Annotated in this window: 22 protein-coding genes; 5 read left to right on the top strand and 17 right to left on the bottom strand. The window is 61.0% G+C overall.

All coding sequences use genetic code 11. The annotated features are described in order from the left end of the window. The first annotated feature begins 154 nt into the window (after positions 1 to 154). Complete coding sequence (locus tag BS630_RS28375) at positions 155 to 1,186, top strand: aldo/keto reductase (protein WP_077980047.1); 1,032 nt, start codon at positions 155 to 157, stop codon at positions 1,184 to 1,186. Between the two features lie 109 nt (positions 1,187 to 1,295). On the opposite strand, the gene BS630_RS28370 is transcribed toward BS630_RS28375, so the two are convergent. Then, positions 1,296 to 3,080 (bottom strand): trimethylamine N-oxide permease, encoded by a 1,785-nt coding sequence (locus tag BS630_RS28370; protein WP_077980046.1) that lies wholly within the window; start codon positions 3,078 to 3,080, stop codon positions 1,296 to 1,298. Positions 3,081 to 3,330: 250 nt separating this feature from the next. On the opposite strand from BS630_RS28370, the gene BS630_RS28365 reads away from it, so the two are divergent. The 4 genes from BS630_RS28365 to BS630_RS28350 all read left to right on the top strand — a co-directional run bounded on the left by BS630_RS28365 (position 3,331) and on the right by BS630_RS28350 (position 7,191). Beyond that, entirely contained in the window at positions 3,331 to 5,700 is a 2,370-nt protein-coding gene (locus tag BS630_RS28365; protein ID WP_077980045.1) for a trimethylamine N-oxide demethylase, read from the top strand. A gap of 302 nt (positions 5,701 to 6,002) precedes the next feature. Beyond that, the gene (locus tag BS630_RS28360; protein WP_003548109.1) at positions 6,003 to 6,212 is read left to right on the top strand and encodes a cold-shock protein; all 210 of its coding nucleotides are present in this window, start codon (positions 6,003 to 6,005) and stop codon (positions 6,210 to 6,212) included. A 128-nt stretch (positions 6,213 to 6,340) separates the two neighbouring features. After that, positions 6,341 to 6,565: a hypothetical protein gene (locus BS630_RS28355; protein ID WP_077980044.1), complete on the top strand. Its 225-nt coding sequence runs from the start codon at positions 6,341 to 6,343 to the stop codon at positions 6,563 to 6,565. Between the two features lie 245 nt (positions 6,566 to 6,810). Then, the gene (locus BS630_RS28350) at positions 6,811 to 7,191 is read left to right on the top strand and encodes a DUF6481 family protein (RefSeq protein ID WP_017957701.1); all 381 of its coding nucleotides are present in this window, start codon (positions 6,811 to 6,813) and stop codon (positions 7,189 to 7,191) included. Between the two features lie 41 nt (positions 7,192 to 7,232). Here the strand turns inward: BS630_RS28350 and minE are convergent, their stop codons facing one another. The 16 genes from minE to BS630_RS28270 form a co-directional block, all read right to left on the bottom strand. After that, complete coding sequence (gene minE, locus BS630_RS28345) at positions 7,233 to 7,493, bottom strand: cell division topological specificity factor MinE (RefSeq protein WP_003548116.1); 261 nt, start codon at positions 7,491 to 7,493, stop codon at positions 7,233 to 7,235. Continuing rightward, a complete protein-coding gene (minD, locus tag BS630_RS28340; protein WP_025397600.1) occupies positions 7,490 to 8,305 on the bottom strand; it encodes a septum site-determining protein MinD in 816 nt (271 codons plus the stop codon). Before minD ends, minE begins: the two co-directional genes overlap by 4 nt. A gap of 85 nt (positions 8,306 to 8,390) precedes the next feature. Then, positions 8,391 to 9,110, bottom strand: a complete 720-nt coding sequence (gene minC / locus BS630_RS28335; RefSeq protein ID WP_062940229.1) for a septum site-determining protein MinC — start codon at positions 9,108 to 9,110, stop codon at positions 8,391 to 8,393. A 209-nt stretch (positions 9,111 to 9,319) separates the two neighbouring features. Beyond that, entirely contained in the window at positions 9,320 to 9,922 is a 603-nt protein-coding gene (locus tag BS630_RS38455) for a methyl-accepting chemotaxis protein (protein WP_077980043.1), read from the bottom strand. 112 nt (positions 9,923 to 10,034) lie between these two features. Next, entirely contained in the window at positions 10,035 to 11,372 is a 1,338-nt protein-coding gene (locus BS630_RS28325) for an NAD(P)-binding domain-containing protein (RefSeq protein WP_077980042.1), read from the bottom strand. Positions 11,373 to 11,412: 40 nt separating this feature from the next. Then, positions 11,413 to 12,453 carry a heme-dependent oxidative N-demethylase family protein gene (locus tag BS630_RS28320; RefSeq protein ID WP_077980041.1) on the bottom strand — a complete coding sequence of 347 codons (1,041 nt, stop codon included), beginning with the start codon at positions 12,451 to 12,453 and terminating at the stop codon, positions 11,413 to 11,415. A gap of 31 nt (positions 12,454 to 12,484) precedes the next feature. After that, positions 12,485 to 13,450, bottom strand: a complete 966-nt coding sequence (locus BS630_RS28315) for a PDR/VanB family oxidoreductase (protein WP_077980040.1) — start codon at positions 13,448 to 13,450, stop codon at positions 12,485 to 12,487. Further along, entirely contained in the window at positions 13,447 to 14,052 is a 606-nt protein-coding gene (locus tag BS630_RS28310; protein ID WP_077980039.1) for a dimethylamine monooxygenase subunit DmmA family protein, read from the bottom strand. Before BS630_RS28310 ends, BS630_RS28315 begins: the two co-directional genes overlap by 4 nt. 11 nt (positions 14,053 to 14,063) lie before the next feature. Then, positions 14,064 to 15,197 (bottom strand): aminomethyl transferase family protein, encoded by a 1,134-nt coding sequence (locus BS630_RS28305; protein ID WP_077980038.1) that lies wholly within the window; start codon positions 15,195 to 15,197, stop codon positions 14,064 to 14,066. A gap of 174 nt (positions 15,198 to 15,371) precedes the next feature. Next, a complete protein-coding gene (gene purU / locus BS630_RS28300; protein WP_077980037.1) occupies positions 15,372 to 16,256 on the bottom strand; it encodes a formyltetrahydrofolate deformylase in 885 nt (294 codons plus the stop codon). A 98-nt stretch (positions 16,257 to 16,354) separates the two neighbouring features. After that, the gene (gene glnT, locus BS630_RS28295) at positions 16,355 to 17,662 is read right to left on the bottom strand and encodes a type III glutamate--ammonia ligase (RefSeq protein WP_077980036.1); all 1,308 of its coding nucleotides are present in this window, start codon (positions 17,660 to 17,662) and stop codon (positions 16,355 to 16,357) included. Positions 17,663 to 17,745: 83 nt separating this feature from the next. Continuing rightward, positions 17,746 to 19,074 carry an FMN-binding glutamate synthase family protein gene (locus BS630_RS28290; RefSeq protein ID WP_077980035.1) on the bottom strand — a complete coding sequence of 443 codons (1,329 nt, stop codon included), beginning with the start codon at positions 19,072 to 19,074 and terminating at the stop codon, positions 17,746 to 17,748. Positions 19,075 to 19,088: 14 nt separating this feature from the next. Beyond that, positions 19,089 to 19,775: a GltB/FmdC/FwdC-like GXGXG domain-containing protein gene (locus BS630_RS28285; RefSeq protein WP_077980034.1), complete on the bottom strand. Its 687-nt coding sequence runs from the start codon at positions 19,773 to 19,775 to the stop codon at positions 19,089 to 19,091. 39 nt (positions 19,776 to 19,814) lie between these two features. Next, positions 19,815 to 20,723 carry a class II glutamine amidotransferase gene (locus tag BS630_RS28280; protein WP_077980033.1) on the bottom strand — a complete coding sequence of 303 codons (909 nt, stop codon included), beginning with the start codon at positions 20,721 to 20,723 and terminating at the stop codon, positions 19,815 to 19,817. A gap of 88 nt (positions 20,724 to 20,811) precedes the next feature. Then, positions 20,812 to 21,495, bottom strand: a complete 684-nt coding sequence (locus BS630_RS28275; protein ID WP_077980032.1) for a helix-turn-helix domain-containing protein — start codon at positions 21,493 to 21,495, stop codon at positions 20,812 to 20,814. Positions 21,496 to 21,574: 79 nt separating this feature from the next. Then, positions 21,575 to 22,534 carry a GlxA family transcriptional regulator gene (locus tag BS630_RS28270; protein ID WP_077980031.1) on the bottom strand — a complete coding sequence of 320 codons (960 nt, stop codon included), beginning with the start codon at positions 22,532 to 22,534 and terminating at the stop codon, positions 21,575 to 21,577. Positions 22,535 to 22,552 lie beyond the last annotated feature (18 nt).

Genomic DNA, 22,552 nt, shown 5'->3' with positions numbered 1-22,552 from the left:
TCGCCCCTGTGCTTCCAGCCCAGGGCGCTATACGTCATCCGGCGGCAAGCGGCCGCCTCAAGCACATTATTGTCATTGTCATTGATTGCAGGAGCCCCGGCTTCTACCCCGACGTTTGCACGTCGGCTGCGGGCATCCGCATGAGGAGGAAGAAATGGATTATCGCAAGCTCGGTCCGAGCGGGACCGTCGTCACCGCCTATTGCCTAGGCACCATGACCTTTGGCGCGGAGGCCGATGAGGCCGCCTCGCACAAGCTGCTCGACGATTATTTCGCCTGGGGCGGCAATTTCATCGATACCGCCGATGTCTACAGCGCCGGCAAATCGGAAGAGATCATCGGACGCTGGCTGAAGGCGCGCCCGACCGAAGCCCGCCAGGCGATCGTCGCCACCAAGGGGCGGTTCCCGATGGGCAACGGCCCCAACGATATCGGCCTGTCGCGCCGGCATCTTAGCCAGGCCCTCGACGATTCGCTCCGCCGTCTCGGCCTCGAGCAGATCGACCTCTACCAGATGCATGCCTGGGACGCGCTGACGCCGATCGAGGAAACGCTGCGTTTCCTCGACGATGCGGTTTCCTCCGGCAAGATCGGCTATTACGGCTTCTCCAACTATGTCGGCTGGCACATCGCCAAGGCCTCGGAGATTGCCAAGGCGCGCGGTTACACCCGCCCGGTGACGCTGCAGCCGCAATATAACCTGCTGGTGCGCGACATTGAGCTCGAGATCGTCGCTGCCTGCCAGGATGCCGGCATGGGCCTGCTGCCGTGGTCGCCGCTCGGCGGCGGCTGGCTGACCGGCAAGTACAAGCGCGACGAGATGCCGACCGGAGCCACCCGCCTCGGCGAAAACCCCAATCGCGGCGGCGAATCCTATGCGCCGCGCAATGCGCTGGAGCGAACCTGGGAGATCATCGCTGTCGTCGAGGAGATCGCCAAGGCGCATGGCGTCAGCATGGCGCAGGTGGCGCTCGCCTGGACGGCGGCGCAGCCGGCAATCACCTCCGTCATCCTCGGCGCCCGCACGCCGGAACAGCTCGCCGACAATCTCGGCGCCATGAAGCTCAAACTCTCCGACGACGAGATGGCGAGATTGAACGAGGTGAGCGCTCCTCAGCCGTTCGACTATCCCTACGGCAAGGGCGGCATCAACCAGCGCCATCGCAAGATTGAGGGCGGCCGCTGAGCCTTCCTTCGGCAACCGGATGATTCGTCTCGCCCGGTCTGCAACCACCAATGAAAAAGCCGCCATGTTTCCATGGCGGCTTGGCGGCCTGTCTGCTTGGGAGGCGATTTTAGGCCGGAAGCTGGAAGACGACGTTGGCGATCAGGACGATCGCCAGGCCGCCTGCGAGTGCGAGATAGGGCAGGATGCCGGCTTTCCTGACGCCGAGATCCTGGCCGACGAGGCCGAGATCCTCCATCGCGCCGGCCGGGAACTTGCCGCCGTCGCGCACATAGTGACGATAGGCGAAGACCGGTAGGATCAGGGCGGCGAAGATGAAACCGACCCAGAGCGCATTGGAATAACCCCAGACCTTGGCACCTGCGCCCAAAAACAGAGCGTTGACGAAGGCCAGCACGGTGTTGAGGCCGATCAGCCAGGTCGGCGCCTTCCAGGGGCGTTCGATATGGCCGGAATCCATCCGGTGGATCCAGCCGGAATTGAGGTTCAGGAAGTTGAAGATGATGTAGCCGACATTCGAGACGGCGAGCACGAAGAAGTAGCCGCCGACATCCGAGGCAATCGCCAGCAGGAAGAGGTTGAAGGCGAAATCGGTCCACATCGCCCGCGTCGGCGCCCCGTGCTCGTTGACGTGGTCGAGATATTTCGGCAGCCAGCCATCCTTCGAGCCCTGGTAAAGCGTACGTGACGAACCGGCCATCGCCGTCATGATGGCGAGGAAAAGCGCCATGATCATCAGTACGACGAGCAGCTGGGTGACGATCCGGCCGGCGCCGATCAGGCCGCCGAGCGCTTCGGCGACACCGGTGCCGTCGACGATGCCGGGGGCCAGCATGCCTGCATGGCCGAGAACGCCCTGGAAGGCGAAGGGCACGAGGAAGAAGAACAGGCAGCAGGCAAGGCCGGAATAGAAGATCGCCTTGAAGGTGTCGGTCTTCGGGTTCTTCAGTTCGCGGGTGTAGCAGACTGCTGTTTCAAAGCCGTAGGTCGACCAGGCGGCGATATAAAGGCCGCCGAGGAAGAGCGTCCAGCCGCCATTGCTCCAGGTTCCGTCGGAAGCGGCATAGGCGGCCGTCGGCGGCACGAGGCCGGTGACGTTGGTGGCAAGGATCTGGCCGCTGACGATCGGGTAGAGGCCGATGATGAGCAGCGGCACCAGCACGATGATGGCCAGCCACTTCTGCACGCTTGCCGTTTCCGAAATGCCACGATGCTGGATGGCGAAGATGATCAGCATCAGCATGCCGCCGATGAAGAAGGTGGCATTGATATTGGCGGTGGCAAGGAAGGGAATACTGAAGCTGAAGAGCGACCAGCTGCGGATCGCCGGCGTGAGCGCCGCGACACCGTCGGTGCCGAGCAATGCCTTGACGGCGTCATCCGGCGTCGTGCCGGCATGGGCTGCGATATATTCGGCGACGCGGGGGCTGTCGGCCGTGACGGAAGCGGCATGCGCTGAGATCCAGTCGAGGACCATTTGCGAATCCGCTGCCGGAATCGGGTAGAATGCGTTGAGGATGTAGCCGGCGGCGATAGCGCAGCCGAGCGACAGCACCGGCGACCAGGCAAACCAGTTGCACCAGACGGAGAGCGGCGCGATGAATTTCGAGTAACGCAGCCAGGCGGTAGCGCCATAGACGGAAGCGCCGCCGGATTTGTTGGCGAACATGCCGGCGATCTCGGCATAGGTGAAGGATTGCAGGAAACCCATCACCATCGAGATGATCCAGACGACGAAGGCGAGCTTGCCCGTCGTGCCTGCGATGCCGCCAATGGAGAAAAGAACGAGCGGCGGCACGCCCGCAGCCACCCAGAATGCGCCCTTCCAGTCGAGCGCGCGTACAAGCTTACCTTCGGTGCCGGATGCAATCCCGGCCTCCACAACGTCTGTCATCGGTGAAATTCCCCATTCTATTTGTTCCGGACGTATCTTTGTACGTCTCCCTGAACGCGTCTCCCTGACAGTCTCAAGCCGGCCCGGATGATTTTGGCGATCCGTGTTCCCGACGGATTCCCGAGTCTCAATTCTTTATGCATAGTGAAGATATTTTCTTTTTAGTCAACATCACTTTACTTTCCCGGGGCATTTTGTAACCTGCATGGGTGGGTTGTCCGTGGACGCCCGATCCTCCCATGAGGGCAGTATGCGAGAACTTCATCCTGCTATGACAGGCCTGCGGCCGGCCGCTCCGAGCCTCGTGCATTATCCCGGCATTCCCACCCTGCCGGAGGGAATGGAGCGCTACAAGGCAAAGGGCGGCGGATCGGTCGTTATGCGCGTCGAACCGGGAGACCGCGTCAGCGTCATCGACAGCGAGGGCGGTCAGCTCTGCGAGATCTCCTTCCTCGACGAGAAAGGGCGCTTCCTGGCAGCCGGTCTCGGAACGGCATTCAGCAATTCAGCCGAGGGCTTGAAGGACATTCTTCAAGCCGAGGATGAGAGTGCTGCCCGCACGCGTGCGGCACTTCAGCGGCGCGGCGCCGATCTGGCGGCGGCCGGCGCGCTCTGCATTTTCGGGGCGGGATCGACGCCGGGCAGCCGGGCGGATTTCACGATTTCCATGAAGGGCCTGCTGATCGTCGCAGCACCTGCCAGCGCCATGTCGCCGGAGGCGCAGGATACGGCGACGCCGATCGAGATCAGGATCAAGCGCAGCCTGCTGATCCGCGATTACGCTTCCGCTTTGCCGGAACCGGCCGCCGATCCGGTCGAGGATATCCGCATCCGGGCGGCGACCGCCGCAGCCTATTTCGTGCGTGCCGGCGAATTCATCCAGATCATCGATGTTTATGGACGCCAATGCACAGATTTCCAGGCGTTTGCCGCCCGCCAGGTCGACAAGGGTCTCGACCTGGCGCTCGATTCCACCGTCACCCGCACGCTGCTCGGCCGCAGCTATCCGATGCCGGGTCTCCCCTCCAAGGCCTTCGACCGAGACTTCGAGCCGCTGGTCGAAATCGTCCAGGATACGGTCGGACGTCACGACGCTTTCGCGACCGCCTGCAATTCGCGCTATTACGACGACATGGGTTATCCCGGCCACGTCAACTGCACGGATAATTTCAACGCGGCGCTGGCGCCTTACGGCATTGCCGGCCGCAAGGGCTGGGAAGCGCTGAACTATTTCTACAACACCAATATCGACCACAACAACCAGCTCTATCTCGACGAGCCCTGGTCGCGTCCGGGCGATTACGTGCTGATGCGGGCGCTGACCGATCTCGTCTGTGTCTCTTCGTCCTGCCCTGACGATATCGACGCTGCGAACGGCTGGGATCCGACGGATATCCACGTCCGCACCTTTTCCGGAAAAGAGAAATTCTCACGAGCGGTAGCCTATCGCATGACCCCAGATGCAGACGCCGAACTGACGCGCGAAACCGCCTTCCATCCCCGCCTCTCCGCCTTGACGCGGGACTACACCGAATATCGCGGCTATTGGCTGCCGAACCGCTTTTCCAGCGAAGGGCCGGTCGAGGAATACTGGGCCTGCCGCGAGCGCGCCGCCGTCATCGACCTCTCGCCCTTGCGGAAATTCGAGGTGACGGGGCCGGATGCCGAAGAGCTGCTGCAATATTGCCTGACGCGCGACGTGCGCAAGCTGTCGACCGGCCAGGTCGTCTATTCCGCCATGTGCTACGAAAACGGCGGCATGATCGATGACGGCACTCTGTTCCGGCTCGGCGACAAGAACTTCCGCTGGATCGGCGGCGATGATTTCAGCGGCATATGGCTGCGCCAGCAGGCCGAGAAAAAGGGCTTCAAGGCCTGGGTCCGCTCCTCGACCGATCAGATGCACAATATCGCCCTGCAGGGGCCGAAGAGCCGCGATATCCTGAAGGAGATCATCTGGACGGCGCCGCGCCAGCCGACGATTAGCGAACTCGAATGGTTCCGCTTCACCGTCGGCCGCATCGGCGGCTTCGAGGGTGCCCCGATCGTCGTCTCGCGCACGGGTTACACCGGCGAACTCGGCTACGAGATCTTCTGTCATCCGAAGGATGCGCTGACGGTGTTCGACGCGGTCTGGGAGGCGGGGCAGCCGCACGGGTTGAAGCCGATGGGGCTGGAGGCGCTCGATATGGTTCGCATCGAGGCGGGCCTGATCTTCGCTCACCATGAATTCACCGATCAGACCGACCCGTTCGAGGCCGGGATCGGCTTCACTGTGCCGCTGAAATCCAAGCAGGACGATTTCATCGGCCGCGAGGCGCTGATCCGACGCAAGGAGCATCCGCGCCATCTGCTCGTCGGGCTGGACATCAAGGCGAACGAAGCGGTCGGCCATGGCGATTGCATCCATATCGGCCGCGCCCAGGTGGGCGTCGTCACCAGCGCCACGCGCTCGCCGGTCCTCGGCAAGATGATCGCGCTCGCCCGCATCGACGTGATGCATGCGAGCCCCGGCACCGAGGTCGAAATCGGTAAGCTCGACGGCCATCAGAAGCGCCTTCCGGCGACGATCGTGCCCCTTTCGCATTACGATCCGCAGAAGACGCGGCCGCGCTCGTAATGCCTGCTTTTGAGGTCGGGAGACGGCGATCGGCTTCTTGCGCTGTTGATGAAGCCGCACGTTTTAGCGGCGGCATGCAAGGTGACCAAGATGCAACCTTATATTGAGTGTATGACCGTGAAAAACTAAAAGTTGACAAATTTGGATTGAATGACTATATCTCGGTTGTCGATATTGCTTGTTTGACTTTTGTTATCGCGCGCTGGCAACGTGCCCTGGACGAACTTCCCTCTTCAAAATCGAGATCATCATCCGTCGTGCTTCCGCACGTGCGGTCGTCAATTGCTATGAAAGGGTTCGTTATGACCACTGGCACAGTTAAATGGTTCAATTCCACCAAGGGCTTCGGCTTCATTCAGCCTGATGACGGCGGCGCTGACGCCTTCGTCCACATCTCTGCCGTCGAGCGCGCCGGCATGCGCGAAATCGTCGAAGGCCAGAAGATCGGCTACGAGCTTGAGCGCGATAACAAGTCGGGCAAAATGTCCGCTTGCAATCTCCAAGCTGCTTAAACTGAAATCTGCTTTCCTTTGACCGCGGATGTACCGGCACTGTCGAAAGTATGATACTATCAAGGTCAGGCAAGTTGCCTGGCCTTTTTGCTGCTTTCGCCAAGCGGGCTCACAAATCCAGGATTAATATGACAGAGTCACACAGCAAATCACGCAAGCAGGCGGAGATTGCCTTCGGAAACGCGCAATCGCAATTCCTGGCGCGAAGCCGCGCGGTCGAAGAGATCGATTCGACCGTACGTGCCCGCGAGGAAAAAACCTTGCGATTACGCGAAGCGCGTGAGGCCAAGGAATTGCAGGATCGCTTGACAGGGGTTGCTGCTCCCGGCGCGAAGCGAAAAAAGAAAATCTGACACTACTGCATAATTCCTTAAATCGGATTCGATTTCAGGATAAACCATGCGGCAGTTCAAAGTATTGCAGCGCCCTTCGCGCGTCTGATGGCGCGCGGCGCCCTGGAACAGGATGATTTTAGGCCGGATCGGCCTAGACACTCAATCTGTTCTAATTAAAGAGTAGAGCATGATGTGGTCCGAAAACCGCGCACGCTTTTCGACATCATGCTCTCGGGTCGAAGTCAAACAGTCAGGAAACAGATTTGAAAAACGCCAAAAACAACGAGCTTTCCGATCGCCGCAGCGCCGCTGCCGAAGCCAAGGCGGCTCTCCTCAATGCGTATCGTAGCGCCAAGGATTCGGCCGAACCCACGAGGCTGGCAAAGCAGGCGGAGCGTCAAGCTATTGCCGCGGCCAGGGAAGAACGTCGCGCTCAGCGGGAACGCGTCAAGCTCGAGGAACTGGAGCGGGCTCAGGCCGCCGAAGCCGAACGTCAGGCTGCCGCCGAGGCCGCAGCACGCGCCGATGCCGACGCGCGCGAAGCGGCTGACAAAGACCGGATCGCTCGTGTGATTGCCGATGAAGCCGCCCGAAAGGCCGAACGCGACCTGCGTTACGCCAATCGCAAAGCCAGGAAGTCCTGATCGTCAGCGCCGCCTGTCGTCAGGACAGGCAGCGCTCTCTTTCAAGCGGCCTGCACGGCTGCATTCAGCGGGATTTCGACGTCGATCTCAAGGGTCGAGACGTACTCGTTGCGATCGATCGTCACCTGCACCTTGTCGTGGTCAAGCTGCACATGCTTTGCGATCACCGCCAGGATTTCCTCGCGCAGCAGGGTAACCAGGTCCGACCCCGCCGAGGAACGTTCATGGGCGAGAAGGACCTGCAGCCTTTCGCGGGCGGCCGGTGCGGTTCTCTGCTTGTTGAAAAGACGGAAAATATTCATGCCGCCCTCCGTCCGAAGATCTTGCCGAAAATATTCCTCTTTTCCTCTGGGATCGCGATCGGCACAACTTCGCCGGCGAGCCGGCGAGCGGCGTCGAAATAAGCCATCGCAGCGGCGCTGCGGCTGTCTGCCAGCGTGACCGGCGCTCCGATGTTGGATGCCCGCAGAACATCCATGCTCTCGGGGATGATGCCGAGCAGCGGGATGGACAGGATTTCCAGAACGTCGTCGACCTTGAGCATGTCGCCGCGTTCGGCGCGGTTGGCGTCGTAGCGAGTGAGCAGCAGGTGCTTTTCCATCCGCTCGCCGCGCTCGGCCTTGGCGGTCTTGGCATCCAACAGGCCGATGATGCGATCCGAATCGCGCACCGACGAGACCTCGGGATTGGTGACGACCACGGCAACATCGGCGTGGCGCATGGCGAGCGTTGCGCCGCGCTCGATCCCGGCGGGGCTATCGCAGATGATCCAGTCGAAATAGCGCTTCAGGTCGTTGATCACGCGCTCGACGCCCTCGGCCGTCAGATTGTCCTTGTCGCGTGTCTGCGAGGCCGGCAGCAGGAACAGCGTTTCCAGCCGCTTGTCGCGAATCAGCGCCTGGGTAAGCTTGGCGTCGCCCTGGATGACATTGATCAGGTCGTAGACCACCCTGCGCTCGGCGCCCATGACGAGGTCGAGATTGCGCAGGCCGACGTCGAAATCGACGACGACGACTTTTTCATTGCGTTGCGCCAGCGCCGCTCCCAATGCGGCGGTCGAGGTTGTCTTGCCAACCCCGCCCTTGCCTGACGTGACGACGATCACTTTCCCCATCATTGTCTCTCCTTTGCCGTGGCCCCAGTAATTCAAAGTGTTAAAGCGTCCTTTGCGGCTCTCGAAGAGACGCGCGGCGCTGTCGTCAGATCAGTTTTTCTGCCATGATCGCGTCGTCTTCGAGCCAGAGCTGAACAGCCTGTCCGCGAAGATTGGGGGCCATGTCTTCCGCCATTTTGTAGATGCCGTCGATTGCAACCAGCTCGGCCTCGAGCTTGCGGCAAAAGATCCGCGCCGATGCGTTTCCGATGGACCCCGCCATGGCTCGGCCACGCAAGGCGCCATAGATATGGACGGACCCGCCGGCGATGACCTCGGCACCCGAGGCGACCGATCCGATGACCGTGACGTCGCCTTCCGGAAAGATCACCGATTGCCCCGAGCGCACCGGCTCCCTGATGACGATCGATTGCATGGCCGGGCGGGTCTCCGCCACTGCCTGTTTGCCGGGCGGATCGGCAGGCTCCTTTGCCTGAACCTCGATGTCGGAAACCGAACGACCGCCTTTGAGTGCCGGCGGCATGCCGGATCCGAGGATCGAAGGCCGCGCGCCCTCGATGCCCATGATGCTGACATTGCGCTTGGCAAGTTCGGCAATCAGGTCCTTCAGCTGCGGCCGGTCGATTTGCAGGTCCGTCAGGTCGAGCACGACAGGCCGTCCGAGGAAGAAGCCGGCCGAACGCGCGGCCAGATCGTCCAGCCGGATCAACCAATCATCGATCGGAAGATCCGGAGACAGCATGACCGCGAGGAAAGAACGGCCCTTGATGCGGATGGAGCGAGCGTCTGTTAGCACTTTGGTCATCTATGTGAAGAAATCGTTGACCATGTCTACCGCTGCTATGGTTAACAAAAAGTTAACGCGACCTTAATATCACCGACAATCACCTGAGATTCTTTAAGCGCGGAATTACCGCAAGTCATTGGGAAAGCGTCGCAATCTCTGGAAGCACTGAACGGTTAATGACGCGGCTTTGAACTTGAGCCGCAAATCCGCCGCTGCTTGGGTAACGCTCAGCCTTTCGCCGTGCGTTGTGCGTTGGAAATAGCGCGTGCGGCCTCTTCCGAGGAGTTGGCAAGCGTGCGCATCTCGGCGGCCAGCACGGCAAAACCCGATCCGGCCGTGCCGGCGCGGGCGGCCTCGATACCGGCATTGACGGCCAGCAGCTTCAGGTAACGCAGCGATTGCAGGATCTCATTGGTCTTCGAAGCGGTGATGCGCATGTCGGCGGTCTGGTCATCGATTCGCTGATAGAGTGATTCGATGTTGATGATGCTGCCTTCGAGATAGAGAAGCTCGCCCTTCTCGTCCCAGATGCCGCCGCCCGTCTCGGTGACCCAGATGAGATGCCCCATGGCGTGACGGATGCGGTATTCCATCGTCCAGTCCGCGCGTCTCTCCAGCGCCCGCCCGACGATCTCGTCCATCAAAGGCACGTCTTCCTCGTACATGATCGAGGTGAAGGTCCGCGTGCGGTTGCCGATGATTTCGTCGGCCGGATAACCGAAGATGCGCTCGATGCCGTCGGTCATCTCAAGCATCGTGTAGTTTTCATCGGCATGGCAGCGGTAGAGAAAACCGCTCATGCGCCCGAGAATGCTCGTTTGAAAATCCATGTAGGCGACATCCGAAGAAAAGAGCTGCAGTCGTCTCGCTCAAAGGCGCGGCTCACAATATGCCGGAGGAGAGTGCCCGCACACCCTCCTCCGGCAATGCAGGCCCGCCTCGTCAGTTGCGCAGATATTCCTCCATGGAATCGTCGAGCGCCTCGACCCAGGGCGTGTGGTGCGTCGGCGATATATTGCCGGTCATCAGCGATCGGTAGGCATGGTCGCGGAAGCCCATGATGTTGTGAGCCTTGTGATGTTCCCACTCCATGAAGGTCTGGTTGGTCCCCTCGATGTCGAAGTTGGGATAATCGGTTTCGGCGAGCAGTTCCTTCACATAGTCGCCCTGATACCAGATCATCTGCTCGGCATCCTCGAGCGTTTCCTCACGGGCGCGCCACATGTCGAAATTGGCTTTCAGCTCCTCTTCGGATGGCAGGGTGATGCGACCCATCATCACGTCGCGCGCCCACCAGGCCTGCACGTCGAACATGTTGAAGGTGTAGAACTGGTCCTGCATGCCGATATAGAAAAGCCGCGGGTTCTTGTCGAAAATCACCCCCTTGTAGAGGCTGTCGGCCCAAAGGCGGTTGGCGGTCTTCAGCCGGAGATCATCGGGCAGGAAGGGGAAATGGTGCTGGTAGCCGGTGCAGAGGATCACGGCATCGACCTCCTTGGTCGAGCCGTCGAGGAAATGCGCCGTGCGGTTTTCGAGCTTCACCAGCAGCGGCCGCTCCTCGAAATTCTCCGGCCATTTGAAGCCCATCGGCTTCGAGCGATAGCTGGTCGTCACCGATTTCGCGCCGTATTTCCAGCATTGCGAGCCGATGTCCTCGGCCGAATAGCTGCGGCCGACTATGAGGATATCTTTGCCCTTGAACTCCAGCGCGTCGCGGAAATCGTGGGCATGCAGCACGCGGCCGTTGAAGGTCTTCACGCCTTCGAAATAGGGCACATTCGGCGTCGAGAAGTGACCCGATGCCACGACGACATAGTCGAACTCCTCGTCATACATCCGGTCTTCGATGCGGTTATGCGCCGTCACCGTGAACTTCTTCGTCTCATCGTCGAAGCGCACCATGCGCACCGGCGTGCTGAAGCGCACCCAGTGGCGGACGTTGGCTTTCTCGACGCGGCCCTTGATGTAATCCCAGAGCACGGCGCGCGGCGGGTAGGAGGCGATCGGCTTGCCGAAATGCTCCTCGAAGGAATAGTCGGCGAATTCGAGGCATTCCTTCGGACCGTTCGACCAGAGGTAACGATACATGCTGCCATGGACCGGCTCGCCATATTCGTCGAGGCCGGTGCGCCAGGTATAGTTCCAGAGCCCGCCCCAATCCGACTGCTTTTCGAAGCAGACGATCTCCGGGGTTTCGGCGCCCTTCTGGGCGGCCGATTGAAAGGCGCGCAACTGCGCCAGCCCGGAAGGCCCGGCACCGATGACGGCTACTCTTGTCATGAAGCATTCCCCTCTTGATTATATCGCATTGTCCTGCGTGTCAGTCCGGATAGATGCCGGGGCTGGTCGGTGCCCCGTCGTCATATTTGGCAAGCCAGTCGATCGTCGTCTCGCGGAAGCGGGTGAGGCCCTTATAGTCGATGAGCTCGGGCGGCAGCGTCTTCAGCACGCGCGGGAAGCGGCGTGCCCATTTCGGCACGGTGACGAGCTCTTCCATGTTCATCAGGTAGCAGCGGATGACGAAGAGGATGGCGTTCGAGCGCGGCAGGCGCCAGAGGCTTTGCAGCTCGACGCGCAGATGCACCTTTTCGCCGACATTGTCCGGCGTCACCGTCGTGCGGTCAGGACCCCATTTGTGATAATTCTCCGGGCTGGTGTCGAGGCGCGGATTGATCGTCATCGTCCAGTTGAAGCGCCGTGTCGGCTTGCCCTGCTGCAGGTTCAGCAGGAATTTCAGCGCCCGGTCGAAGACGCCGATCTGGTGGGCGAGCGGCACCGGCCCGTGCCATTCCATGAAATTCATGCCGATATCAAAATCGAGCGACCAGTCGGCCTGCGTCGTCACCATGCCGGCGTCCATCCAGAGATTGCTGTCGCGCTGGTCGACGATGCAGAAATCGCCCTGGGCCTGGCGGGTGATATATTCGAAGGGCTCATAGGGCAGCGTCGAAGCATCACCGAAGGTGAAGCTGTCGTCGATACCGAGTGGGCGGTTGATCCAGCGCCACTGGTCGCCGTCGCGGATCAGGGTGAAATGGTCGGGGTAACCCGCCGCCTGCTCTTCCATCAAAAGTTCGAGCGTATCCCATTGCGCGCTCATCATGTGCGGCAGGGCCTGATAGCGCAGCGGATCTTCCTTCAGGACCAACGCCCGGTCGTGCATCTCGGCGACATAATGCTCGTCGACGTCGATCAGGCTTTCGTAGACGGTTCCCGCCCGGCCGTGCACATGCGGCTCCATATTGACCGAATACATGTATTCGTCGCGGTCGAACGGAAACGGGAAACGCCGGATGTTTTCGGGGCTGTTCCGATAGCTGAAATCGTTCCGGAAGGTTTCCTGCTTGAAGACGATTGCCATGTCCGGTCTCCTTGTTCCGCTTCCGATGCCGCTAGAGATCAAGATGCAGCGTGTTTCCCTCGAAGCGGGAAACGCAGATCATCACCTTGCGGCCAGATGTTTTTTCTTCGTTCGTCAGATAGACGTCATGGTGCAGCAGCTTGCCGTCGCAGGTGACGACCCCGGTCTCGCATTGACCACAGGCGCCGCCGCGACAGAGGAAGGGCGCGTCGACGCCCGCCGCCTCGATCGCCTCCAGCATGCTTTCGTGATGGCCGACCTTCACGGTCTTGCCGGACCGCAGGAGCTCGATCGCGAAGGGCTTGCCTGGCAGAGACGACAGGAACCGTTCCGAATGCAGGTTCTGCTCCGGCCAGCCGGCGTTGAGGCCGGTTTTCAGCACGCCGTCGATCATCCCGGACGGGCCGCAGACATAGAGATGCGTGCCGAGCGGTTGGCTGTCGAGCAGGCGTGTCAACGGGATGGCGCCGCCTTCGGCATCGCAATAGATCTTGATGCGATGTCCGCCATAGCGCTCGACGAGTTGCCGCCAATAGGCACCGCGGTCGCGCGTGCGGATGGCATAATGCAGTTCGAAATTGGCGCCCTCGCGGGAAAACTGCTCCATCATCGCGATGAAGGGGGTAATGCCGATGCCGCCGGCGATCAGCAGGTGCTTGCGCCCGCGCCAGTCCGGCTGGAACAGGTTGACGGGATAGCTGACCTTCAGCTCGTCGCCTTCGCGGACCTTCTCATGCATGAAGGTGGAGCCGCCGCGCGAATCCTCGATGTGCAGAACGCTGATCTCATAGGCTGCGCAATCATGCGGCGGCGACATCAGCGAATAGGCGTTGCGGCGCATATGGCCGCCATCGTTCATCAAAACGATGACATGGGCGCCGCCGGAGAAATAGGGCATCGGCTTGCCGTCAAGGCGCTCGAAACGGAAGCGCTTGACCCGCTCGGCGATCGGCGTGATCCTCGTCACGCGGACAGGAATTTCAGTGCCACCGCTCAAAGGAACAACTCCTCCGGATCAGGCGCGCTGCCCGGTTCTTCCGCATCGATGTTGACGCCCTGGAAGGCAGCCAGCCGGCGCGAATAATGGTCGCGCACCAGAAGGGGCAGCCCGCAATGGCTACAATTGAAGGGGCTGGTGGTGACGTCGTCGGTGATGCCCTTGCAATGGACGCACTGTACGCGCCGGGCCAGGGAGCCGCGATGCTCGGTGATAATAGAGGCATGGTCCATGCCGTAATCGAGCGCCACGAGCATTGCCTGGCCGATGAAGCCTTCCGTGCCCGACAGATAAAGCCGCGTGCCCATATGGGCGGTGGCAAGCGAACCCTTCAATCGGAAGAGCAGCGTGGCGATCGTCGGCGCCGTGAAGAACATGTCGGCGCCGAGGCGGGCCAGCGCCTCGTCCAGGCCAGTACCCTGCGAGCCGCGGGCGACATAGAGGATTTCGCTGCGGGAAAGAGCTGTTTCGTCAAGCTCCGGCTGCTGATCGAGCAGAGCCTTGGCGCCCTCCCCTTCAAGCGCGAAAATGTGCCGCCGGGCGCGCGGCTGGATGGTCAAGCCCGTGTAGACTGGTCGGCTTTTGATGCCTGCAACGAGCATTCGCGTGCTCCTTAACCTACGGCAATCCTCTTTTTCTTCTCCGGATCGTCGAAGGGAAGCGTGTGGGCGGTGGCGCTTGCCTTCACGGTCTTGCCGCGGACTTCGAGTTTCGTCCCATGCATCGCCTTGTCAACGTCCAGACGGGCAATCGCCATGGATTTCTTCGTCAGCGACGAATAGCTCGGGCAGGTGATGACGCCGACCTTTTTGCCGTCGGCAAAGACTTCGTCGCCGAGGTCGGCCGGTCCGTCGGCATCGATCAGCATGCCGAAGATCTTGAAGCGTTCCTTGCCCTTGAGGCGCGCATGTTCCTCGGCGCCGCGGAAACCCGTCTTGCCGGGGCTGACGGTAAAGTCGAGGCCGAGTTCCCAGAGGCTGTCGCCGGGCGGCTGGTCGGCGAAGGGATACATCTGCGAATTGTCATAGGGGTAGAACAGCAGGTAGCTTTCGACCCGCAGCATGTCGAGAACGGAGAAGCAGCAGGGGATGATGCCCATCTCCTTGCCTTCCTCGACGATCCGGTCCCAGACCATGACGGCGTCCTGGCCGCGCACGAAGATCTCGTAGCCGCGTTCGCCGGTATAACCGGTGCGCGAGATCATCACCGGCGCGCCGAACAGCGTCGTCTGCATGTGGTGGAAATATTTGAGGTCGCGGATGCCGGGCACATATTTGGCGAGATAGTCGACCGCGATCGGACCCTGCAGCGACAGGTCATGCAGGTCATCGTCGAAGAGCACCGCGCAATTGCGGCCCGCCGCCTGCTTGACGAGTTCCTCGTGGCCGGAGCCGGAGCCATGCACGAGCATCCAGGAATTCGGGCCGGTGCGATAGACGATGCAGTCGTCGGTGAAGTGGCCGCGCTCGTTCAGCATGGTCGCGTAGACCGAGCGGCCGGGGTAGATCTTCGTCAGGTCGCGGGTGGTGATGTGGTCGAGCACGGCGATGGCGTGCGGGCCGACCAGGTGCACCTTCTTCAGGCCCGAGACATCCATGATGCCGGCCTTGGTGCGGACGGCGACATGCTCTTCCGACATGTCCTTGTCGTAGGTCCAGGCGGTGCCCATGCCGCTCCAGTCCTCGAGCTTCGATCCCAGAGCGCGATGCCGATCCGCCAAGACGGAGAAACGCCATGATAAAGCCATTGTCCGTTCCCTTTTGTTTCCTCTACGGAATATTTATTTCCTGACTATATTCGTCTTTCGCGCCGTGGCAAGCCCGCCCGACATGCATTTCCCAAAACTTTCGGCGCCCTCGCTGCATCCCTCACCGAATGAATGAGGGATACGGCTACGCTTTTGCCGTCCCTCAACCCGCCTCTAACCCATGCGTTCCGAGGCGTAGCTGCCGGGGCTTGCCGGGAAGACCACGGTGCGATTGCCGTTGATGAAGGTGCGGTGATGGATATGGGCGTGGATGGCCCGCGCCAGCACCTGGCTTTCGACATCGCGGCCGATCGAGACATAGTCGTCGGGTGACTGCGCATGGGTGATGCGCGCCGTGTCCTGTTCGATGATCGGGCCTTCGTCGAGATCGGCGGTGACGTAATGCGCCGTGGCCCCGATCAGCTTCACGCCGCGTTGATAGGCTTGTTTGTAAGGATTGGCGCCCTTGAAGCTCGGCAGGAAGGAATGGTGGATATTGATGATCTTCCCGGACATATTCTGGCACATCTCGTCCGACAGGATCTGCATGTAGCGGGCGAGCACGATCAGCTCGGTGCCGGTCTGCTCGGCCACGTCCATGATATGGGCCTCGGCCTGCGCCTTGTTGGCCTTGGTGACCGGAATATGGTGAAAGGGAATGTCGTGGTTGACCACGACCTTCTGGTAGTCGAAATGATTGGAGACGACGCCGACGATATCGATCGGCAGCGCGCCGATCTTCCAGCGGTAAAGCAGGTCGTTCAGACAATGGCCGAAACGCGACACCATCAGCAGCACCTTCATGCGCTTCTCGCTGTCGTGAAAATCATAATCCATTTCGAAAGGAGCGGCGACGGTCGCGAAACCGGCGTCGATATCGGCGCCCGAAAGCCCCTCTTCCGAAATGAAGCCGACGCGCATGAAGAACTTGCCGGTATCGAGATCGTCGAACTGCGAGCTGTCGATGATGTTGCAGCCCCTGTCGGCCAGATAGCTCGAAATCGCCGCGACGATGCCGCGCGTCGACTTGCAGGATACGGTGAGTACGAAACTCTTCATGCTGTCACTTTCTTCGCCATATCAAGTGCAGGGGCCCGATCACGCCGGAGCTTGTTCGCCCCGGCGCGTTAGCCTGTCATTGGACGCGTCTAGGCCACTCAGATATCGAGCGTGCTGTCGCGTTCCCACTGGGTGAAATGCGAGCAGTAGGCATTCCATTCCTGATGCTTGAGCTTGAGATAGGCGGCGGAAAACTCGGCCCCGATCGCCTGCTTCAAGCCCTCGTCGGCATCATAAGCGCGCAGCGCGTCAAGCAGGTTGAGCGGCAGGCGCGGCGCGTCCTTCACCAGGTACCCCTCGGCATACATGTCGATATCGTAGTGGCGGCCGGGGTCTGCCTGGCAGCGAACGCCGTCGAGGCCGGCCGCGATGATGATCGCTTGCAGCAGGTAGGGATTAACAGCCCCATCGGGCAGGCGCAGCTCGAAGCGGCCCGGCCCCGGCACGCGCACCATGTGGGTGCGGTTGTTGCCCGTCCAGGTGACGGTGTTCGGCGCCCAGGTGGCGCCCGATGTGGTGCGCGGCGCGTTGATGCGCTTATAGGAATTGACCGTCGGATTGGTGATCGCGGCAAGCGCGGAAGCATGTTTCATGATGCCGCCGAGGAAGGTTTTGCCCTGAGCGGAGAGGCCAAATGGCATTTCCTTGTCCGCGAAGGCGTTGACCTTGCCACCGACGTCCCAGACCGAGATGTGGGCATGGCACCCGTTGCCGGTCAGGCCCTTGAAGGGCTTCGGCATGAACGTAGCGCGAAGGCCGTGCTTTTCGGCGACCGACTTGACCATGAACTTGAAGAAGGAGTGCTTGTCTGCCGTCTGAAGCGCGTCGTCATACTCCCAGTTCATCTCGAACTGGCCGTTCGCGTCCTCGTGGTCGTTCTGATAGGGCTTCCAGCCGAGCTCGAGCATGTAGTCGCAAATCTCGGCGATGACATCATAGCGACGCATCACGGCCTGCTGATCGTAGCAAGGCTTTTCGGCTGTATCGAACTGGTCTGAAATCACCGAGCCGTCCGCGGAGATGAGAAAGAACTCGGGCTCCACGCCGGTTTTCACCCGGAGCCCTTCTTTCGCAGCTTCAGCGACCAGTCTTTTCAGCACCACGCGCGGTGCCTGTTCGACAGGCTGATCGTCCATGACGCAGTCGGCGGCAACCCAAGCGACGTCTTTCTTCCAGGGGAGCTGGATGACGGAGGAAGCATCGGGAAGCGCGAACAAATCGGGATGGGCAGGTGTCAAATCCAGCCAGGTTGCGAAGCCCGCAAAGCCGGCGCCATCTCTCTGCATATCGGCGATGGCTTCTGCGGGAACCAGCTTGGCGCGTTGGCCGCCGAACAGGTCGGTATAGCTGATCATGAAATATTTGATGCCTTTGTCTCTGGCAAAAGCAGCAAGATCCAGTGTCATTCTCGTTCCCCTTTGGATTTCTTCGAGACACTTTGCCTATGGATGCGAGGCGGCCGGGATGTTTGCCCGGCCGGTAGTAGAAATCAGTAGCCTCCCTTGCCGGGATACCAATTTGTGCCGGCGAGCGGGATCTGGGCCATTGCGGCCGCCTCCATCGTCAGCGCGCAAAGATCTTCCGGTTCCAGGTTGTGCAAGTGGTTCTTGCCGCAGGCGCGCGCGATGGTCTGGGCTTCCAGCGTCATAACCTTCAGATAGTTGGCGAGACGGCGGCCGGCGGCGATCGGATCGAGCCGCTTCATCAGCTCCGGATCCTGCGTGGTGATGCCCGCCGGGTCCTTGCCTTCGTGCCAATCGTCATAGGCGCCGGCCGTGGTGCCGAGCTTCTGGTATTCTTCTTCCCAGTGCGGATCGTTGTCGCCGATCGCAACCAACGCCGCCGTGCCGATGGCAACGGCATCGGCGCCGAGCGCCAGTGCCTTGGCCACGTCGGCGCCCGAACGGATGCCGCCCGAGATGATCAGTTGCACCTTGCGATGCATGCCGAGATCCTGCAGCGCCTGGACCGCGGGGCGGATGCAGGCGAGCGTCGGCATGCCGACATTTTCGATGAAGACATCCTGCGTGGCTGCGGTTCCGCCCTGCATGCCATCGAGCACCACCACGTCGGCCCCGGCCTTCACAGCAAGCGCTGTATCGTAATAAGGCCGCGCGCCGCCGACCTTCACATAGATCGGCTTTTCCCAGTCGGTGATCTCGCGCAGTTCCAGGATCTTGATTTCGAGGTCGTCCGGGCCGGTCCAATCCGGATGGCGGCAGGCCGAGCGCTGGTCGATGCCCATCGGCAGGTTGCGCATGTTGGCGACGCGATCGGAGATCTTCTGGCCGAGCAGCATGCCGCCGCCGCCGGGCTTGGCACCTTGACCGACAACCACTTCAATCGCGTCGGCGCGACGCAGGTCCTTGGGATTCATGCCGTATCGCGACGGCAGATACTGGTAGACCAACGTCTGTGAATGGCCGCGCTCTTCATCGGTCATCCCGCCGTCGCCTGTCGTGGTGGAGGTTCCGGCAATCGTCGCGCCGCGTCCGAGCGCTTCCTTGGCATTGCCGGAGAGCGCGCCGAAGCTCATGCCGGCAATGGTGATCGGCGTCTTCAGATGAATGGGCTTTTTGGCGAAGCGCGCGCCGAGGACAACCGATGTGTCGCACTTCTCGCGGTAACCTTCGAGCGGATAACGCGAGATCGATGCGCCGAGAAACAGCAGGTCATCGAAATGAGGAACCTTCCGTTTGGTGCCGGCGCCGCGGATGTCGTAAATGCCGGTCGCCGCGGCACGGCGGATTTCCGCCAGCGTGTAATCGTCGAAGGTCGCGGACTTGCGCGGCGGGGTATAGGGGTTGTGGTAGCTCATGATGGTCCCTCGCCTTAATACGCGTCGGCGTTGTCGATATTGAAATTGTAAAGCTTGCGGGCCGAGCCGTAACGCTTGAATTCCTCGGGCCTCACTTCGGTCACGCCCGCCTTTTCAAGAAGTTCGGCCAGCTTCGTCAGGTGCTCGGGACGCAGCTCCTTTTCGATGCAATCGGCACCCAGGCTCTTGACCGAACCGCGCACGAAGAGCTTCGCTTCGTAGAGCGAATCCCCAAGCGCATCGCCGGCATCGCCGAGCACCACGAGGTGGCCGGACTGACCCATGAAGGCGGACATGTGGCCAATATTGCCATGAACGACGATGTCGATGCCCTTCATCGAGATGCCGCAGCGTGACGCCGCATTGCCCTTGATGACAAGGAGGCCGCCGCGGCCGGTTGCGCCGGCATACTGGCTGGCATCCCCCTCGATGACGACGGTTCCAGACATCATGTTTTCCGCAACACCCGGACCTGCCGAACCGTGAACGGTGACGGTCCCGCCGTCGTTCATGCCGGCGCAGTAATAGCCGACCGACCCCTTCACATCGACCGTGACGGGCGCATCGATGCCGACGGCAACCGAATGGCTGCCGCGCGGATTGACGACTTCGAAGGAAAGATGGTTCGAACCGTTCTGGATGTTGTGCAGGGCACTATTGAGTTCACGTAACGGCGTAGTGGCAAGATCAATGACAGGCATGTTTCGATAAACCCTTGGAGAATACGCATGAGGCGCCGGTCAAGCGACCTTCTGGTGATCCCAGAAATAGACGGTTGCAGGCTCCGGCTCCCAGACCCGGGCATTCTCGATGCCGGGCAGATTGACGAGCGCCCGGTATTCCGAACCGAATGCGACATACTGGTCCGTTTCGGCCATGACGGCGGGCTTGCAGGCAATTGCGTCGCGCACGACGCCGAAGCCGGATTTCGTGCCGACGACGAAGGTGAAGAATCCGTCGAGGTCATCCACTGCGCCTTCCAGCGCCTGGCCGAGATTCTTGCCCTTGGCCATCTCAGCCGTCAGATAGGCGGCGGCGACCTCGGTGTCGTTTTCGGTTTCGAAGGTCATGCCTTCGCGCTTCAGCTCGCGGCGCAGATTGTTGTGGTTGGACAGCGAGCCATTATGCACCAGGCATTGGTCGGAGCCGGTGGAGAACGGATGGGCGCCGAGCGTCGTGACGGCCGATTCCGTCGCCATGCGGGTATGGCCGATGCCGTGGGTGCCGGCCATCGAATTGACCGCGAAGCGGGAGACGACATCCTTCGGCAGGCCGGTTTCCTTATAGATCTCGATGGCGTCTCCGCTGCTCATGATGCGAACATTCGGACGCAATTCCGCAACGGCTGCCTTGCCCGCGTCGAGTAGATCCTTCGCAAGCGTGATGACGGCATGCGTGCTCTTCACCTGGATGGCGACCGATGCGCCAACCGCCTGGCCGAGTTCAGCCTCGAGGCCGGCGAAATCCTTCTTCGGATTGGCCGACTGGATGGTGATCTTGGCATTGTTGCCGCTGGCGTCGCCATAGATCGCGATGCCGGCGCTGTCCGGCCCCCGATCCGTCATCGTCACCAGCATCGAGGACAGCAGTGCCCCGAGCTCCGGTTCGAGACTTTTATCCTTGAGGAAGAGACCCACAATTCCGCACATGACCAGACCTCCGTTCGTGTTGAGAAAGGACTAGCAGGTCTGTTTTGGGTTTTCAACTCGGAAGAAAGATTTTTTCTTTTAAGGCAAGTCAGCCTTTCGAGCTCTGCTGTGGATAGCTGATGATCGAGAGGTATTTGCTCGGCAGTTTCACCAGTTGCTCCGGCCCATGCGGCGCATCGGCGTCGAAGAACAGGCTGTCGCCCGGCTGCATCTGGAAAAGCTGGTCGCCGTGGCGGTAAACGACTTCGCCCTCGAGCATATAGAGAAATTCCATCCCCTCGTGCTGGAAGGTCGGGAAGATGTCGGAATCGGTCGTCAGGGTGATGAGGTAAGGCTCGACGATGACGCCGCTGGTATTGTTGTCGATATGACCGAGCAGATTATATTGGTGGCCGGCGCGCGTGCCGCGCCGTTCGAGCTCGATACCCTGGCCTGCCTTGACGAAGACAGCGTTACGCGGTTCCTCGAAACGTCGGAAGAAGGCCGTCAGCGGCACGCCAAGCGCCCGCGACAGCGATTGCAGCGTCGTCAGCGACGGCGAGATGTTGCCGTTCTCGATCTTCGACAGCATGCCGAGCGAAATGCCCGTCGCCGCCGCCAGATCGGTCACCGTAATGCCGAGTTTCTTTCGGTAGGCGCGCACCTCATGGCCGATTGCCATTTCGAGGTTGTTTTCCTTCGGCTCGCGGACGGCGTGAGGGTCCTGGGAAAAGGGAGCGCGTCCACTATTCGCCTGTTCCGGTTGCTCTGCCGCTGCACGCTTGGATTTCATGGGTTTTCCCCTGCCGCCTTCTCATTTCTGAAGGCAACCCTATCGTCATAGTGAAAATTCCTCAACCGTGAAGAAAAACCTATTCCCGCCGTGCCTCACGCGGGGCGATGCCATAGACGGCACGGAACATGCGGGAAAAATGGCCCAGACTGGAAAAGCCGGTGGCCACAGCGATTTCCGAGACGGAAAGCGGGCTCTGCTTCAGCAGCCGATGGGCATGCTGCAGCCTGATCCTGCGGTATTGATCAAGAAAGGTGGTGCCGAGATGGGCAGCAAAGAGCCGGTCGAGATGGCGGGTCGTGACGCCGGCGATGCGCGCCATGGCGGCACGCTCGAGCGGCATCTCGATCGTCTCCTCCATTCGTTCGAGAACGTTAAGCAGGCCGGGATGATGGACGCCGTAACGCTCGGCCAAGGATGCGCGCTGGGGTGCAGCGGGCTCGTTGACCTCTGTATGAAGATACCAGTCGCTGACACGGCGGGCGAAATCCGGCCCCATGCGCTCGGCGATCAGCACATGCATCATGTCGAGCGGCGCGATGCCGCCGCCGCAGGTAATCCTGTTGCCGTCGATCATGAAGCGCGCCTGGCGCGGCGTGAGACCCGGGAAGGCTTCGAGAAGGGCGGCCGCATGCTCCCAGTGGATGGTGAAGTCGCGGCCGCCAAGCAGTCCGGCGGCGGCCATAAGATAGGGGCCGCCCGAGATGCCGCCGATCCTTACCCCTTCGCGCGACAGCTGCCGCAAGCAGGACAGCACGCCGGGATACCGCCAGTCGCGGGGCAAGCCGCCGGCGCAGACGAAGGCCGTTCCGAGCCCCGCGCCCCTGACAGGGAGAGGTTCGGCAGGCACGCTGACACCCGAGGAGGAGAGTGCCGCTGCGCCATCCGACGAGAAGATCTGCAGCCGATAGATCTCGCGTCCAGCCAGAAGATTTGCCGCCCTCAGCGGTTCGGTCGCCGAGGCATAGGACATCAGGGCGAATCCCGGGATAAGGATAAAGCCGATCGTCTGCACATTTCTGCTATCAAGCGAGGACATGTCTCTTTCTTAGCGATT

Source organism: Rhizobium laguerreae (assembly GCF_002008165.1).
Taxonomy (GTDB): Bacteria; Pseudomonadota; Alphaproteobacteria; order Rhizobiales; family Rhizobiaceae; genus Rhizobium; species Rhizobium laguerreae.
Note: the sequence above shows the minus strand (reverse complement) of the source record. Positions and strands in the feature narration are given on the sequence as shown.